At 38.1% G+C, this 14,678-nt stretch carries 21 protein-coding genes; 12 read left to right on the forward strand and 9 right to left on the reverse strand.

Translation table 11 applies throughout. The features are described 5' to 3' along the window. Positions 1 to 360: 360 nt before the first annotated feature. A complete protein-coding gene (locus tag HMPREF2758_RS06505; RefSeq protein ID WP_210384437.1) occupies positions 361 to 1,098 on the reverse strand; it encodes a CPBP family intramembrane glutamic endopeptidase in 738 nt (245 codons plus the stop codon). A gap of 324 nt (positions 1,099 to 1,422) precedes the next feature. On the opposite strand from HMPREF2758_RS06505, the gene HMPREF2758_RS06510 reads away from it, so the two are divergent. Further along, the gene (locus HMPREF2758_RS06510; RefSeq protein ID WP_070609679.1) at positions 1,423 to 1,929 is read left to right on the forward strand and encodes a GNAT family N-acetyltransferase; all 507 of its coding nucleotides are present in this window, start codon (positions 1,423 to 1,425) and stop codon (positions 1,927 to 1,929) included. A gap of 111 nt (positions 1,930 to 2,040) precedes the next feature. Here HMPREF2758_RS06510 and HMPREF2758_RS06515 read toward each other — a convergent pair whose 3' ends face one another. From HMPREF2758_RS06515 to HMPREF2758_RS06550, 8 genes are all read right to left on the reverse strand, one after another. Further along, the gene (locus HMPREF2758_RS06515) at positions 2,041 to 2,523 is read right to left on the reverse strand and encodes a ComE operon protein 2 (RefSeq protein WP_070609680.1); all 483 of its coding nucleotides are present in this window, start codon (positions 2,521 to 2,523) and stop codon (positions 2,041 to 2,043) included. A gap of 314 nt (positions 2,524 to 2,837) precedes the next feature. Then, entirely contained in the window at positions 2,838 to 3,638 is an 801-nt protein-coding gene (locus tag HMPREF2758_RS06520) for a hypothetical protein (protein WP_070609681.1), read from the reverse strand. A gap of 33 nt (positions 3,639 to 3,671) precedes the next feature. Next, entirely contained in the window at positions 3,672 to 4,358 is a 687-nt protein-coding gene (locus HMPREF2758_RS06525) for a hypothetical protein (protein ID WP_083304859.1), read from the reverse strand. A 37-nt stretch (positions 4,359 to 4,395) separates the two neighbouring features. Then, positions 4,396 to 5,073: a hypothetical protein gene (locus HMPREF2758_RS06530; protein WP_070609683.1), complete on the reverse strand. Its 678-nt coding sequence runs from the start codon at positions 5,071 to 5,073 to the stop codon at positions 4,396 to 4,398. Continuing rightward, positions 5,066 to 5,560: a hypothetical protein gene (locus tag HMPREF2758_RS06535; protein ID WP_070609684.1), complete on the reverse strand. Its 495-nt coding sequence runs from the start codon at positions 5,558 to 5,560 to the stop codon at positions 5,066 to 5,068. Before HMPREF2758_RS06535 ends, HMPREF2758_RS06530 begins: the two co-directional genes overlap by 8 nt. Further along, a complete protein-coding gene (locus HMPREF2758_RS06540; RefSeq protein WP_070609685.1) occupies positions 5,557 to 6,198 on the reverse strand; it encodes an ABC transporter ATP-binding protein in 642 nt (213 codons plus the stop codon). The genes HMPREF2758_RS06535 and HMPREF2758_RS06540 overlap by 4 nt, the downstream gene beginning before the upstream one ends. Before the next feature lie 16 nt (positions 6,199 to 6,214). Next, complete coding sequence (locus HMPREF2758_RS06545; protein ID WP_070609686.1) at positions 6,215 to 7,015, reverse strand: hypothetical protein; 801 nt, start codon at positions 7,013 to 7,015, stop codon at positions 6,215 to 6,217. A 150-nt stretch (positions 7,016 to 7,165) separates the two neighbouring features. Continuing rightward, positions 7,166 to 7,819: a LytTR family DNA-binding domain-containing protein gene (locus HMPREF2758_RS06550; protein ID WP_070609687.1), complete on the reverse strand. Its 654-nt coding sequence runs from the start codon at positions 7,817 to 7,819 to the stop codon at positions 7,166 to 7,168. A 466-nt stretch (positions 7,820 to 8,285) separates the two neighbouring features. Here HMPREF2758_RS06550 and HMPREF2758_RS06555 point away from each other — a divergent pair, with 466 nt between their 5' ends. The 11 genes from HMPREF2758_RS06555 to HMPREF2758_RS06605 all read left to right on the forward strand — a co-directional run bounded on the left by HMPREF2758_RS06555 (position 8,286) and on the right by HMPREF2758_RS06605 (position 14,663). Further along, a complete protein-coding gene (locus HMPREF2758_RS06555; protein WP_070609688.1) occupies positions 8,286 to 8,501 on the forward strand; it encodes a helix-turn-helix transcriptional regulator in 216 nt (71 codons plus the stop codon). Continuing rightward, positions 8,488 to 8,769: a DUF2178 domain-containing protein gene (locus HMPREF2758_RS06560; protein ID WP_246823267.1), complete on the forward strand. Its 282-nt coding sequence runs from the start codon at positions 8,488 to 8,490 to the stop codon at positions 8,767 to 8,769. The genes HMPREF2758_RS06555 and HMPREF2758_RS06560 overlap by 14 nt, the downstream gene beginning before the upstream one ends. Positions 8,770 to 8,954: 185 nt before the next feature. After that, positions 8,955 to 9,419: a hypothetical protein gene (locus HMPREF2758_RS06565; protein WP_246823268.1), complete on the forward strand. Its 465-nt coding sequence runs from the start codon at positions 8,955 to 8,957 to the stop codon at positions 9,417 to 9,419. A gap of 290 nt (positions 9,420 to 9,709) precedes the next feature. Continuing rightward, positions 9,710 to 10,114, forward strand: coding sequence for a helix-turn-helix domain-containing protein (locus HMPREF2758_RS06570; RefSeq protein ID WP_070609689.1), 405 nt, complete (start codon positions 9,710 to 9,712; stop codon positions 10,112 to 10,114). Between the two features lie 10 nt (positions 10,115 to 10,124). Next, positions 10,125 to 10,469, forward strand: coding sequence for a hypothetical protein (locus HMPREF2758_RS06575; protein ID WP_246823269.1), 345 nt, complete (start codon positions 10,125 to 10,127; stop codon positions 10,467 to 10,469). 174 nt (positions 10,470 to 10,643) lie between these two features. Next, a complete protein-coding gene (locus tag HMPREF2758_RS06580; RefSeq protein WP_070609691.1) occupies positions 10,644 to 11,306 on the forward strand; it encodes an ABC transporter ATP-binding protein in 663 nt (220 codons plus the stop codon). Next, the gene (locus HMPREF2758_RS06585; RefSeq protein WP_070609692.1) at positions 11,303 to 12,022 is read left to right on the forward strand and encodes a hypothetical protein; all 720 of its coding nucleotides are present in this window, start codon (positions 11,303 to 11,305) and stop codon (positions 12,020 to 12,022) included. The genes HMPREF2758_RS06580 and HMPREF2758_RS06585 overlap by 4 nt, the downstream gene beginning before the upstream one ends. Beyond that, positions 12,019 to 12,672, forward strand: coding sequence for a hypothetical protein (locus tag HMPREF2758_RS06590; RefSeq protein WP_070609693.1), 654 nt, complete (start codon positions 12,019 to 12,021; stop codon positions 12,670 to 12,672). The genes HMPREF2758_RS06585 and HMPREF2758_RS06590 overlap by 4 nt, the downstream gene beginning before the upstream one ends. Before the next feature lie 4 nt (positions 12,673 to 12,676). Beyond that, complete coding sequence (locus HMPREF2758_RS06595; RefSeq protein ID WP_070609694.1) at positions 12,677 to 13,843, forward strand: sensor histidine kinase; 1,167 nt, start codon at positions 12,677 to 12,679, stop codon at positions 13,841 to 13,843. After that, positions 13,821 to 14,417: a response regulator transcription factor gene (locus HMPREF2758_RS06600; RefSeq protein WP_070609695.1), complete on the forward strand. Its 597-nt coding sequence runs from the start codon at positions 13,821 to 13,823 to the stop codon at positions 14,415 to 14,417. The genes HMPREF2758_RS06595 and HMPREF2758_RS06600 overlap by 23 nt, the downstream gene beginning before the upstream one ends. Before the next feature lie 24 nt (positions 14,418 to 14,441). Next, positions 14,442 to 14,663, forward strand: a complete 222-nt coding sequence (locus HMPREF2758_RS06605) for a hypothetical protein (RefSeq protein WP_070609696.1) — start codon at positions 14,442 to 14,444, stop codon at positions 14,661 to 14,663. Positions 14,664 to 14,678 lie beyond the last annotated feature (15 nt).

The raw sequence follows: 14,678 nt of genomic DNA on the forward strand, positions 1-14,678 counted from the left end.
AGATGTAATTTAACAGACAGTGTCTGGCAAATTATTGACAAGAAAATATTAAGACTTAGAGAAGTGGAATGCATCAACTTTTATTAATCAGCTATGACATAAGTCCATATAGCGTTAGCGTAGGTGATAGAGAAGGGAATCTGATATTAATAGAATGTAAAGAGGTTTATGAGGAAGGTCGAGAAGATGGACGCCATTTTGTTCACCTGGTTACTACAGAACGGCTTTGAGATTCATAAACGAGCATCATCAAATATTGCAGTTCTTAGCTAGTGAAAAAGAGACATGTCTTATAGCCGCTTATTTTTGTTAGGAGTGGGGAGTTCAGGAGACAAACGGAGATTTTAAGTTGCCTCCTAACTATTTTATGTTTTTTTCTTTAACGGCTGAAGCTATATATAATGCATATCCAGCTGCAATTAGCGCAATCAAAATACTTGAGATAATTTGCTTTTGTGGTGTAACGATCTCTTCATTTGAAAATACGCTTAAACTATTAAGAATACTATGCGTTAAAATGCAGGGTAGCAAACTTTTGGTCTTGTAATAAATCATGACAAATGCAAAGCCAATAGCTATTGCATAGACTACTTGTAACATGGTTGGTAGTAATCCCGCTCCTGAACCATTTACCAAATTCACGATATGGCCGATTCCAAAGCTCACACTTGAAATGATAATCGCTGATTTCACACCATCCCTAACCAGTGCATTAAATAAAAATCCGCGGAATATCATTTCTTCAAGAAAACCAACACAAAGCATCGATAAAATATATAATACATTTTCTAATGGTGAAAAATTAATCGTTACACCATACCAAAGGTTTGTTGTCATTATAATTATTAATGGAATGTAAAATAACATTTTAGAAGCTGGAATTTCTGATTTACAAAGTCCATACTTTTTTGCCAATCCATTATTTTTAACAAAAAGAAATAATATGATTGATAAAATTATCAATATAGGTAAGGTTGCAATCTTTAAAATCCCTATATTTTCTGATATATTATCTCCTGTTGATGCAAGTACAACGTATATAATAATCCATGCTAATGCAAACCAAATCTCACTCTTTTTATATAATTTTTTAATCATCAATTGAATCCTCCCAGTGATGCTTTCGCTAAATTAGCTTTGTGCATGGTCTTGAATTGCGACATTTTATATTTGAAAGTTAAGAGTGTGTAACGTGTAATTGGTTGTTTTAATATTTGCTTTTTTATTAAATCAACTGCTGTAATTATAATATACACTGCAGTGAAATTAAATAAGGAGTGTATAATTAAGTTGGAAAGAAGTAAACATGAGGAATGATTGGTTGCCATCAGCTGCTGAGACATCACTCTGAATGTGAAAGGGTAGTTAAGACTCTATTAATAGGGGTAAATCAATGATATAGATTAAGTGAAGGAGTCAGAGATGAAACGATTAGAGACTGAGCGTTTAATATTAAGAGTTCCTAGGCTGGAGGATTTTGATGAATTATATGCCATTCATGCCAATCCTGAAACGAATCGGTTTAATCCGGGATGGAAAAAACCAAGTAAGGAAGAATTTATCGATAGTTTAAATGCCATGATTGACCATCATAATAAGTATGGATTTGGCTATTATTCCTTAGTCGATAAAGCGGATAATAGTGTTTTTGGCTTGTGTGGGTTAAGGTTTACCTTAATAAACGATAAAAAGTATTTAAATCTCTATTATAGAATTGATCCGTCTAAAACGAGAAAGGGATTTGTCAAAGAGGCAGCTCGTCAAATAATGGATCGTGTTACGACTGAATTAAACAATGACTATAAAGTCGTTGCCTTAACCTTAGACGAAAATATCCCTTCAAGAAAAACCGCTGAATCATTAGGCTTAAAACATAATAAAGCCTTCGATAATGTGGGTGGAGCTGGGAATGTCTATTACTTTAATTAGTTGCATGATCATTATAAATGTTGGAGCATGACTGTGTCTTCTTATGATTCCCAGATAAAAGTTACTGACTGAAAAAGCTACTGAAGCCTGGGACTTCAGTAGCTTATTTTGTTATTGCTGATCGATGTTTGTCAGGTGGAGTTGTTTGATTTGTTCGAATAGATGAGGGCTAAGTTCGTGTTTGCTAACTTGGATGTCGCATTCACTGAAGAGATCAATCGCATTGGGGTCATTGTGGTAGTCATAGAGGTAATGCACTTTTTTGATACCTGCTTGAATAATGACCTTGGAGCAGTTGTAACAAGGAAAATGGGTAATATAGATTTCTGCACCATCAGTCGATATTCCCATCTTAGCGCATTGAATAACAGCGTTCACTTCGGCATGGATGGTCCGAATACAGTGTCCATCTACCACAAAACAACCGTGGTCGATACAGTGCGTTAAGCCTGAGACAGACCCATTGTAGCCCGTTGCGATTATTCGATTATTTCTAACAATGACCGCTCCAACCATCAATCGGTCGCAGGTGCTTCGCGTTGAAATCACTAAGCTTTGCGCCATAAAGTAATCGGTCCAACTAATTCGATCCATTGATATCACCTCATCTGATATTCTTTTCGTCCCAATTCTACCATGAAATCGAGGTGGATATAAGACCTTCGGTATTATATCTGGATTCATCCGATATTAAATTATAAGGTAATGTATTATAAGAAGAATGGAAGAGGGAAATTTTCTATTACATATACCGCTTAGAAGCCCCCTAGTATTGCTTGGATCTGCAGGCGATACTAGGGGGCGAAAGCAATGTTTAACTTGAATAGAGTGTGGAAACGAGATTGTTTGATGAGATCCGCCCAGAACAAATCGAAGAATTCCATTAAGAAGTAACACAAAATGGGTTTCTAATTAATATTTGGATAGTTTTTTGCTAATTCCTTAATTTCATTCGGGGTTATATCGGCCTTATCTGAGTAATTCACCTGTTTGATGCTTTGTATCACTGTGCCTTCTTGTTCAATTTGAAAGGATGTAAGTAGATGAGAAGTCTTATCAATCTCAAAGATCCAAGTTCCATCATTAAAAGGAGATAAATCTTTAGGCATTTGTCCTTTAATCGTATAGCTTTGGTCTGTTTCGCTCATTTCAAGTTCTTTTAATTCCTGCACTCGAATTAAGAGATCCATAAATAGACCTCGGGGTTCGATTAAATCAGCCATTTTTCCATTTTCCTGATAGGGATCCATTTCGGACGAAGCCATTTGTACGTATTGTCCATCCAGATAATAATTGAATGTTTTATTTCCTATTTGTAAGATTTCATAGAATAGGCCCTTGCTCTGATCGAACTTCCCCGATATAGAAGCAGAATCTACCCCTTCAAAATTTGTCATCTCATAGTTATAAGCCATCTGGTCTTTATTAAAAGCCGTTAAGGCATCAAAAATTACTTGCTTAATAGTGGGGTCCATCTTTTTAGCTTTTTCCTCATCTAGGCTTAGGACATAAGACAGGTAAGTCGGATTCTGCAAGTAAGGTTCTTCTTCCGACTGATTCGCAGAAATTTGTTTGATCGTGTTAACATTTTCTTGCTGTTCTTGCTGGTTGACTTGCTTAAGATAAAAGGAGTAGCCTCTGTAAGCCAATAGAGCGATAATGATTAGTAGACTAGGAATTAATATAAAGTGTATCTTTCTTTTTTTCATGAAGGTCATCTCCTTATGACTAACTTTACCGAATTAATGGGACTTTATTTTTAGTCGGGGTAGATAGCTGTAGACAATGTAGGTCAATCCAATCATTAAAAGTAAAATAAACAATCGGACTAGTAATGAGCCAACTGTCATCTGCGTAAAAGGCTGGGTTATGATCCAAGTAAAGTCCATTCGACTATAAAAGCTATGCACAATGATGACCAAATTAAGAACCAACCCTAGTACGCTGTAGCCTAGGCAATGAATTGCGATCTGCAAGCATAGCATTCCCCAGATAGAGAGCAATAAATGGATAAATAATGAAAGAATATCAGTCAGAGGCATTACATTATCCACTTGAAAGAAAAAGGCAAGCAGAATTGATAGGAAGACATACAAGCTGACATAGACTCCCATACAGGCAATGCTTAGAAGAAACAATATTTTAGGATGACGAATCCGAATAAAATCAAAGGGATTGTCTTGAACTAAGACTTGTCCAAAGAAATTAAAAGGAATCAATAAAGGAAATACATAAAAACTAAGCCAATTCATATTATTAGATAGGACATTTTTATCATGTATCGCAAAATAAGCCCAAGCATCTCCTTTGTCAATCATGAAAGAGACAATACTTAATAGGTAGATGAATATCAAGATGCCTATGAAATAACGTAGCTGGAAGAGTCGATAAAGATTCATTCTTAGATAGCGAAGTGAGGCTCTCATCATTATCTCTCCTTATTCTATTTGAAGCTGATAGATAATACTAAATCATATATTGTCGTTGATGCATCAGATATCTATCCAGTTGGTAAGCTGGATATAAAATAAAGCCCATCTTTAATAAGATAAAAACTAAACCCATCCAAGTCAGGGGATCGCTTTCTTCAATGAAGAATAAAAAGACTTGTTTCAATATGACGATAAATAATAATGGACTCAGTCCTAAACCTATCAAAAGGGCTAGGAAGCGATACTTGACTAAGGATTCTAATAAATGGTATATCACGCCAAAAATGCTTAAGATGAGCGACTGTTGAACAGCGGCATAGAGAATATCCAGTAGGATAAATTTTTCTTTAGTCCAGATCAAATCCAGTAGGACTATCCCTTCACTCATCAAAAATATCATTCCTAAACTGATTAAAAGTATGATCCATTTATAACGGCATTGCCGTTCAATGGAGATGCGCACTTGCTCTAAATTCGTAAAATAGCTTCTTAACAGATAAGTTAAGACCAGAAAGCTAGGTACAGCAATCCACCGTAGAAAATTGCTATCCATGGGTTGACTAATCAGTCCTTCGTATGGCCATTGGTCGATGATGCCTTTTTTAACATCGATAAACCTATTAATGAATAGCATTAAGGCCACAGACAGATAAAAAAGCAGACCTCTTTGCCAAGCAATACGGATCCGATCATAACAAATAAGCTTATTCATAATTCCACTCCCCTTGGAAGCCAAAATGCTGATTGTCTTCAATCATAAAATTACTAAAGGCCAAAATCCACTCGTTCTTACCAGGCTTAAAGGCTTCTTTGGGGAAGGCAAAGAACAGTCGATATTTCTCTCCATTAACTTCATTGGCTGAATAAACGGGCATGGTCCGGTATTGTCGATTAAATATGAGGCTATAGCCCATATGTTTTTCTTTGGTTTTTGAGACATCGCCTTCTACCTCTACTTGGAAAATGAAATCATAGTTTGGATTGACAAAGGCGGAATAATCTTTTTGAAACTGTTTTGTTTCCTGTTCATTTAAACGCTTGATAGAGTGCAATTTATAGTCTTTTTCTTGCAGGGTAATGATCTCGTCAGCGGCAAATAAACGAGCGGTGACGCCTACTTGGGTTAAATTCACATAAACGATCCGAACTAGGACTAGGACAACTAGAGTGATAGCCAGAATTATCTTAGTTTTTTTCATCGTTGACCACCTACAATTCGCCCATCAGCAATCTCGTATACATGGTCTGATACTGCTTGAATCAGTTGTTCATCATGGCTGGCAATCAAAAATCCTTTACCGCTCGCTTTAATTTTATGGATTAAGTCAATAACTACCTTGACGGAATCTCGATCCAGACCGTTGGTTGGCTCATCGAGTAAGATTAAGCTTTGATTTTCCATGAGGGCTTGAATAATGGCCAACTTTTGTCGCATTCCTAAGGAATAGTTCGATACTTTATCGTCTTTATGTTGGTACATATCTAAGTCTTTTAATAGGGATAAGACCCACTCTTCCTGGTAATTATCATTGATAGAGGCTAGATATTTCAGATTTTCTAATCCGGTAAAATGAGGAATAAATTCAGGGTTTTCAATGATGACTCCTACATCAAGGGGCAGTGGCTGGTTAAAGATGACTGGATGGTCCTTAAGATAGACTTGACCTTTATCCAAGCGCATACTGGCAATGATTGCTCTTAATAACATGGTTTTTCCAGATCCATTATGACCCACCAAGCCCACTACTTCGCCTTCATTTACCACAAGTTCAATTTGATCTAGGACTTGTTTTTTACCAAAAGCTTTAGAAATTTTATCGACTTTTAATAAAACCATCTTCTTCACTCCTTACTTAGTCTACACCCGATTTGTGATTTGATAATTTCCACAGAAATAAGATGCCACTGATCAACTCTAGAACTAGCCAAAAGGTTATAGTCTGTATCCATTCAATCTCATTCAACATCGATAAGTGAGATAAAAGCATCATTGGAATCAGGTCCAGATGAATAATGCCGATTATCCCAAAAACCAACGGTGTTAAATAAATAACAACAAAAGAAAAGAAATACTCAAAATACTTATAAGCAATAAAGTATGAGGCTGTCAGACTTAAACAGGTTAAAATTCCTGAAATTAAAAAAATTTCAAGACCAAAGAGCAACCACAAAACAAATGGGTGAAGCGAATATAACGAATACAAAATTCCCGGAGAAATCGTGTTTAATTGAGTGACAATAGGATCGGGTAGGGTCATGGGATAGACCATGAAGAAAATCGTTGAACTTACAATAAAAGGACTAATCCCTGCTAGGCCACCTCCGATAAAGGCGGTAAAATATTGTTGATAATAGTAGGCCTTTCGACCGAAACGTACTTCTTGATTCAGAATCATTGCTCGGTTAACATCTTCTCGGTAAAGGCCTGCTCCAAAGAAAGCGACCATAATTGGTAGGGTCATCGCATAAACTTCGGTTCCATACCCTGTACTATCAAAACAGAGTAATCTCGGAAAGACGGAAGGTTCAGTGTAATAATTAGGTCGATTATAGGTATAGAATTGAATCGCACTGATTACCAAAATATAAGCTAGTAAAATAAGTCCATTTCTTTGTAGGAATAGACGCTTCATATTGCCTTTAAATAGGGTCATGACTATCGAAACCTCCTTTTTTAAGATGGCCATCTTTTGTTCTCGCTTTCATCTTATCAAGAGGCCTTATAGGTGACAATAGGCTTTACTTATTTTGGCTCTTAAACAGCTAAATTTGGCTTTGAAAATGAAAGGTTTTCAGTTTTCAGTCTAGTAGCTGAGTTTTTGACCATCTTTTAATATTAAAGAGTGAAGTAGGAGGTCTTGGTACAGGATGTGATTTTTGTTAACAAGATAGCTTCTACCATAATAATCAAAAAGAGGTTGTAAATAGATGAAATGCTTTAAAGAAGCACGAACGCGTTCAAAACTTTTATTCTTATAATGAACTTCAAGATAATGACTGCCTTTTTCTTTTTTAAAATAACGTATGTGATCGGGCTGGTTAAGGATCGTACTCATAATAGGGTCTTGCTTTAACAGATATTTGGCCAGACTTTTTTTTAACTCTTCCATTGCTTCTACCCAATTAGCACTAACAATTAGATCAGCGCTATGAAAATGATGGTGAGACATCGCATTAAAAATTTCCTTGGATTCGTGAAGAAAAATGCTATCATGAATCTTACCATTCTTCTCGGATTCTAAAATAAAGGTTAACCACTTGTCGCTATAATCAGTTGAACAATCAAAAATAAAAAGTTGCTGCTTTTGATGATAATCTTCGATGAATTCAGCTAGAGGCAGGATAAGCTCATTCATATCCACAAAATTGAAATCAATAAAGAGTAACTCATAATGGTCATAGGTATGTTTGAATCCTTGCCAACGTTGAGGCTGGTGACTAAATATGTGTACATTCATGGTTTCGATCCTTTCTATGTGGCCCGTCTCATTATCAATGTCTCCTATTTAAATATAACAATAATATAAAACGTTTTCAAATATTGATGGGCGAGTTTAAAAATGCTAATAACTTGCATGTTTTTATTGAAAATTATAAATACTCAAGCCTTGATATTCATTTAAAAGTCTTTATGAATTTAAATGGTTTCGTGTGATGAAATAGTCTACCAAAAGCGATATTAATGAGTAGCAGCTAGATTGCAATTAGGAGTTCCTTTGTTAGAAGTCTTGTTAACGCATTGCGAATATTGCTCATCGTTGAATCTCAGCGAATCCCTGTCATTGGCTATAAATGCTATTGGGCGGGGATCTTTTTATGGGACGATTTTTTTATTCGATTTATATGGAAAGCTAACTTGACATCGAAAATGATCCGCGATATATTAAATGTAAAGCTAGCTTAGCATTTTAGGGGGAGGTAAAGGTGAAAAATCGGCTTGAAGAAATAAGAAAACAAGGTGGAATGACTCAAGAAGCCTTGGCTGCCTTACTTGAGGTATCCCGCCAAACTATCAGTTCCTTAGAGAAGGGGAGGTATAATCCTTCCATTATCTTAGCGTTTAAGATCGCACGACTTTTTGACTTGCAGATTGAAGATATTTTTATATTTGAGGAGGAAGACCAGGATGAACAAGGATAAAATTTGGTATTTGGGCTATTTAATCGGGATGGTTAGTTTAATATTATTATGGGTATTTAGACAGGATGAAACCATGACGATTCTATTGACCTTTGTCTTTTCAATCAGTGTCACGATTGCCTACTTAAAGCTCCGACACATTAAGCAAATGAAGAATGACTCGCATTACCGGATCCTTGTGCAGGATGAACGTAATGAGAAGATTAGAGACAAGGTTAATGCACGCATGACATCGATTCTAATGGTTATGATGGGCGTGTGGCAGTGATTTGTCTGTCGATGAAGGCCTATTTACCAGCGGGTCTATTAGTGCTTGCGGTAGTGGCTTATCCCTTATTATCCTTCTTTATTAATCAATACTATGAAAAACGTTATTGATCTTGTTAAATGTGGAGAGACAACGAAGAAAATTTAATCGAGATGATCAATGAAAAAAGGAAGGACAGAGTTTAAGTGAAGATTTTAGGCATTGGTTTGTTTTTAGCAGGTTTTGGCTATAATTATTGGCTAAAAAGTAAGATGACCATTTTCATTAAGCAGCGTCCGCTAGTTCAGTGGATACTTATCGCTTATGCCGTGCTTGCTTTTTATATGGCTTATCAATGGGGGTCTACGATTCAAGATTATGTCCTTGCCGGAAGTTCCGTCTTGCTTCTCTATTCTGTAGCCTTTTTTCAAGGAATCAACAAGGATTCGGTGCTGGTATTTTTGGGGACGACGTCCTTATTGAAGCGAATTAAAGCCAGTGAGATGGATCATATCCTGCTTGAAAAAGTGTCTGGTAAGACAACTTATCGACTCAAAATCGTCGCTTTTGGAGAAGAATTTACTCAGCTTTACCAGAGAGATCATTTGGAAAAGGAGGGTGCTTTTACCAAAGAGTTGACTGAGTTGCTGGCGACGGTGAAGCATCAATAAGTTGATTCAGCAATCCCATTTATCATTCAATCAATGAGTGAGGCTTGAATAACTTGCTTAAATGGCAGGATTCAAAGCCTCTTTTTTTCGGGTTCAAGCTAAAGTAAAATAGTTTTAAGAACTTGCTTGGACTGGTACAAAAGTGATTAGAAGGCGATGTCAATGATTTTTGACTGGCGAATTTTGCCCTTGTCAAAGAATTTTTACCCTGTTTTGTGGGGATGTCAAAGAAGTTGGATGGTATTTTTAGGCTGGATCGCTTAAAGTCATGGCTAGAAGGAGGAAAAAAGATGACTATAGGAAGCTTATTAAAAGAAGCCCGGCTAAAGTCAAAGTTGACTCAAGAAGAGGTGGCAGAATCGCTGGGTGTCTCCAGGCAGTCGATTTCAAATTGGGAAAATAATAAAACCTATCCGGATGTTTTGAATGTGATTGCTCTGAGTGATTTGTATCAGGTTAGCTTGGATGTCTTATTGAAGGGAAGTGCCGATTATATGCAGCATCTGAATGAAAGTACTGATGTGGTTAAAAGTAATAAGCTTTTAATTCGCGTTATATTATTTGCCTTATTGGGAATTCTCTTTGTTTTGGCGATCAGCCGCTGGATTCCTTTTCAACTGGCTTTGTCGATTGTTTTTGTCTTATCGCTGCTAGTAGCTGGGCTTATCTATTTAGAAATTATTCAACGTTTTTAAGGGAGGGTAAATGATGAATAACTATCAAGTGATGATGGTGGTCTCGGGAGCGGTCTTTTTAATGGGGGCACTTTTATTGAATTATAATCTGTATCAGTTGGTCGCTATTGATGCCAGAGCACGAGGGATGAAGCACCCTCGCTTATGGGGGGCTTTTAGCTTGTCGGATGGGCATGGAACAGGCTTAGTGACCTATTTGTTGTTTCGTAGAAAGTATGCCCGTCGGGCTTTAACGCAGCAAGAATCGCTTGAATTTTCTTTATATAAGAAAAAAGCCCAGTTATCGCTGATCATCTTCTTAGTCGGAGCGGTGCCTTTAATAGTGACAGGCATTTATTATTTGGGATTGAACTAATCGATAGCACATCGAACAAAAGCAAGCGGTTTGAAAAGCTTGCTTTTTTTATTAGAAGTTGGCTTCCTCTTTCTTAAAGGGCTTTTTGAATTCTTGCAGGGATTACTCAGGTAGGCCGTCTCCTGTCTTAGTAGAATGAAGCTAAGATCAAATGGATGAAAGAGGGGAACGACCATGTGGGCAATAAAAGTCGATCATCTAAGCAAGAACTTTGAGCAAAAGACCTTATTTAATGATTTTTCATTAAGGATTGAACAAAATACCGTTCATGCTTTAATGGGACCCAATGGAGCGGGTAAGACTAGTTTGTTGCGGTTAATAACCGGACTTTATCAGCCGGATCAAGGGACTGTTCAATTGAAGGGCAAGCATGCTATGTTGCTGGAGAATGACTATCTTTATGAAGATAAGACGGGTTTGGAGAACCTACGATTATTCGGACGCTATTTTGGTTTTGAGTTAAAGGATTATCAGGCTTGGGCTCAGCAATTAGGGATTCAAGGGGATTTAGAGCGTAAAGTGTCGACCTACTCTAAGGGAATGAAGCGAAAATTATCTCTGTTGATCATTATCTTAATGGATCGGTCGCTGATCTTTCTAGATGAGGTCACTTCTGGGGTCGATCCGATCTCACGGATTCAGATTCGTCAAGTGGTTGATGTTTTAAAAGATCAGGGTAAAACAATCGTCTTCACCTCCCACGACCTTGAGGAAATTGAAAAAGTGGCTGATTGGGTCACAATGATTAAAGAGGGACAGATCGTCTTTACCAAGCGGATTCAAGATTTGAAAGGGGAACGCTTGGAGGATATATTCATTGAGGAGGGGTTGAAATGAAGGAGCAGACGCCATTAAATAAGGCCGTGCAGTCGATGATTTGGGATAGTCGGGATTACCGTTTCAATTCTTTGTTAGCGCTGATATTTAGTGGACTGTTCTATCTGGGGGTCTATCACCTTAGTCAGGTCTCGGACCGGTTTGGAAGCGATCCCTTGTTATTATTAATCTGGGCACTCATGTTAGGCATGGGTCTTCTATTGGGCACGTCAATGGTGGTGGATGTGACCGTTAAGGATAAGCTGAGCCATCGCTTGGACTTTTTCCTGGCTTCGGGCATTGATATTAAGTCCTTGATGTTGGCTTATAGTTTGCAGATGTGTCGCTTTTCAATGCTGATTCCTTTCGCCTTGTTGATGGCTTTTGTTTGTTTACCAGCGTTTGAACTTGGTTTTTTAGCTATTCTAGGTCTGTTTGGGTCCACCGTTATCTTGGTTTTTATGACGATTTTGTATTTTAATGTGTTGGTCTTAGGACAAAAACATTTGAAATTTGTTAAATACCTACTTTTTATCAGCCTTAATTTGCTGATCTATGGAGTGGGGAGCGTTTCTAATCAATTTTTACAATTTTTAGCTAATCATCATATTGAACTTTCCAGTTTAGTGTTGCTGGTAAATGTTAGCTTAACCCTGGTTTTAGTCGGCTTGGCTAGTTTAAAAAGGCGCCATCTAACTAACGAATGGGTTATTAGGCAGGAGGGGACTTGGTCATGACCTTTATTCGATTACAAGTGAAAGCCCTACTTGATCGGAATGCTTGCTTGTTTGCGGGAGTGATCTTTTTAGGGATGGGTCTGTTTGGAGCTGTTCAGGATTCATCATCCGGCCATGGAGATCTTACTTTATTGTTGCAGTTGGAGGGGATGCTTTGCCTTTATGGAGTGATCGTGACGGAATTAGCAAAGCCATCGTTGATTCGAGATAAACAGACCAAGCGTCTGGAATTTCTTTTAGCAAATGGGCTTTCTTTGAAGCAGCTAGTAAGGGGCTATCTTGTGAGCCTTTATCTGGCCAGCTTAATAGTATGGCTTCCGGGTTTATTATTTGAGGGGCTACAGGCTGTCAATCATTCAATGGGAAAGCCTTTCTTTCTCTTGATGATGGCCCTACTGATTCAAAGCTTCCTAATAACCTGGGGTCTAGTGAATGCGATTCTATCAAGGGTGAATCTGGGTCGCTTGAATGCCATTCAATATCAAACGGTCTTGGTCAATGGGATCTTGGCGGGGTTATCACTCGCCGTATACCACGATCAATCTATGGTAGAATATTATTTGGGAACGAAGTTATTATTACTGGTTCTTGTGGGCCTCTGGCTTAAAAGACGGCGGACCATTGAGGGGATTGTAAGGAGTTATTATTAATATCATGTATAAGAAAATCGCAATACTGGTTCTAATGCATGGACTCTTGTTGTTTTACTGGGCTTATCTATTCCATCAGCAGGCTGGACTGAATGAAGCTGTGTATTTCAACCTTTTCTCCATGACTATTTTTGGAACCCTATATACTTATCTCTATGGATTTTTAGCTAAACGTCAAAGCTTGACGAGAACGGATTATTTCTTTGTTGTTGCATCTTTTGCCTTAATTGGCTTGTCTTTGCAACTTACTTTGTTATATGCTTGCCTTGTCTTATTAACGAGTGTCGCCCTTACCAGCTATTATTTTCTACAACCGCTTGGCTCAAGACAGTTCGTTTCGGTCTCGATTTTACCCCTTTCTAGAAAGACGACGCAAGGCTTTACGCTAGGTTTTTTACTGGTCATGTTAATCTTGATCAATTTGTTAGGTTTGGATCCGGTGATTGTTCATATCGTGATTCACTTGATTTTTCTGTCTTTTGAGGCTTGTTTAATGTTGTTTCTTAAGGAGAAAGATCAGACCTATGAGAAGATTTATCGGGCCTATTATTTATCGGACTACCTAACACAGGACCGGGAATCCTTTGCCCGATGGATTCATGATGAGCTCATCCAACCAATATATGCGGTTAAGAATTTATTGTCCATGAAGGAACCGGATTATGCCTATGTAAAGCAAGTCTTAACCGACCTTGAAAAGAAGGCACGAGACCAAATGACTTATTATCAAAATCACCTCTTTGACAATGAGGATTTAACTGAGAATTTGATGCAGGTTTTCCACTCGGTACAATCGCTCTACCCTCAAAGCCAATTGGTCTTTGACGATCAGATTCAGCCGGATTTAAACCGGGGCTTGGATCCAGCTAGCTTGCGTTTGCTGTGTATCCTCAGTAAGGAATTGCTGAATAATGTTTATAAGCATTCGACGGGGACTTATGTGTCTTATCGTTTAGGCTTGGAGGGGGCGGACTTGTTGTTGGAGGTGGAGAGTGATGGTGCGAGCACCCAGGACTTAGCCTTGATTCAATCTTCAAAACGCGGTGTTCTATTGATGCGCTTGATCGTGGATACCCAAAGTGGCGACCTGGATTATCAATTAAATGGCGAGGTATTAACGGCACGTGTTCGCTTAAAAGGAGGTCATCATGAAACTATTATTACTGGATGACCATCATTTATTTGGTCAAAGTCTTAAATGCTTGTTGGAGGACCAGGCAGGGGTGGAAGTCTGTGACTATGTGGACGGCCCTCAGGCTTTCCTTGATCAAGTGGGCCATCAGGATTATGATATTCTGCTAGTAGATATTAATCTTAAGGCAGACTTAACCGGCTTTGATCTGATTCGTCAATTAAGAGATCAATCCATTCAAACGCCGATCGTGATCCTAACGGCTTATGACTTGACCAACTATCAGAGTCTGGCCTTTGATTTAGGCGTACAGGCTTTTATCCATAAGTCGGTTGAAATTAGCGATTTAATGGGGCGTTTGATCGAGGTTCAAAAAGGCCGAGTCTTGACCGCAAAACCTTCGATCGTGGATCCCCTAACGCCAAGAGAGATTGAGATTTTGCAAAAATTAGTTCAAGGTCAAAGTAAAAAGGAGGCTGCCCTCGAGCTTTTTATTAGTGAGCGGACCCTTTATAATCACCTAGCTTCGATCTATGCTAAGCTGGAGGTTAATAATTTGTTAGAAGCCTATAATCAGGCCATGGCCTTGGGTTATATTGAACCGAAATTATGATGCTTAGATGAAGGAGGAACTAACATGAAAAATACAGGAACTTGTCCAAAGTGTAAAGGTAAGTCACTCATTTTTATTCCAGGAGCGGCGGGAGCTTATGGTGCCGGAAATAATATCATGACCGGCAAAACAATCTTATCCGCGGTGCCAGTTAATCGTTATGTCTGTCAGTCCTGTGGCTACTCGGAAGAGTGGGTGGATCTAGAGAATTTGCCTAAATTAATCAAGCGTTACGCTAAGGACTAAGGAATCAAGAAAGAG

Source organism: Facklamia sp. HMSC062C11 (genome assembly GCF_001810675.1).
GTDB classification, from domain to species: Bacteria; Bacillota; Bacilli; order Lactobacillales; family Aerococcaceae; genus Facklamia; species Facklamia hominis.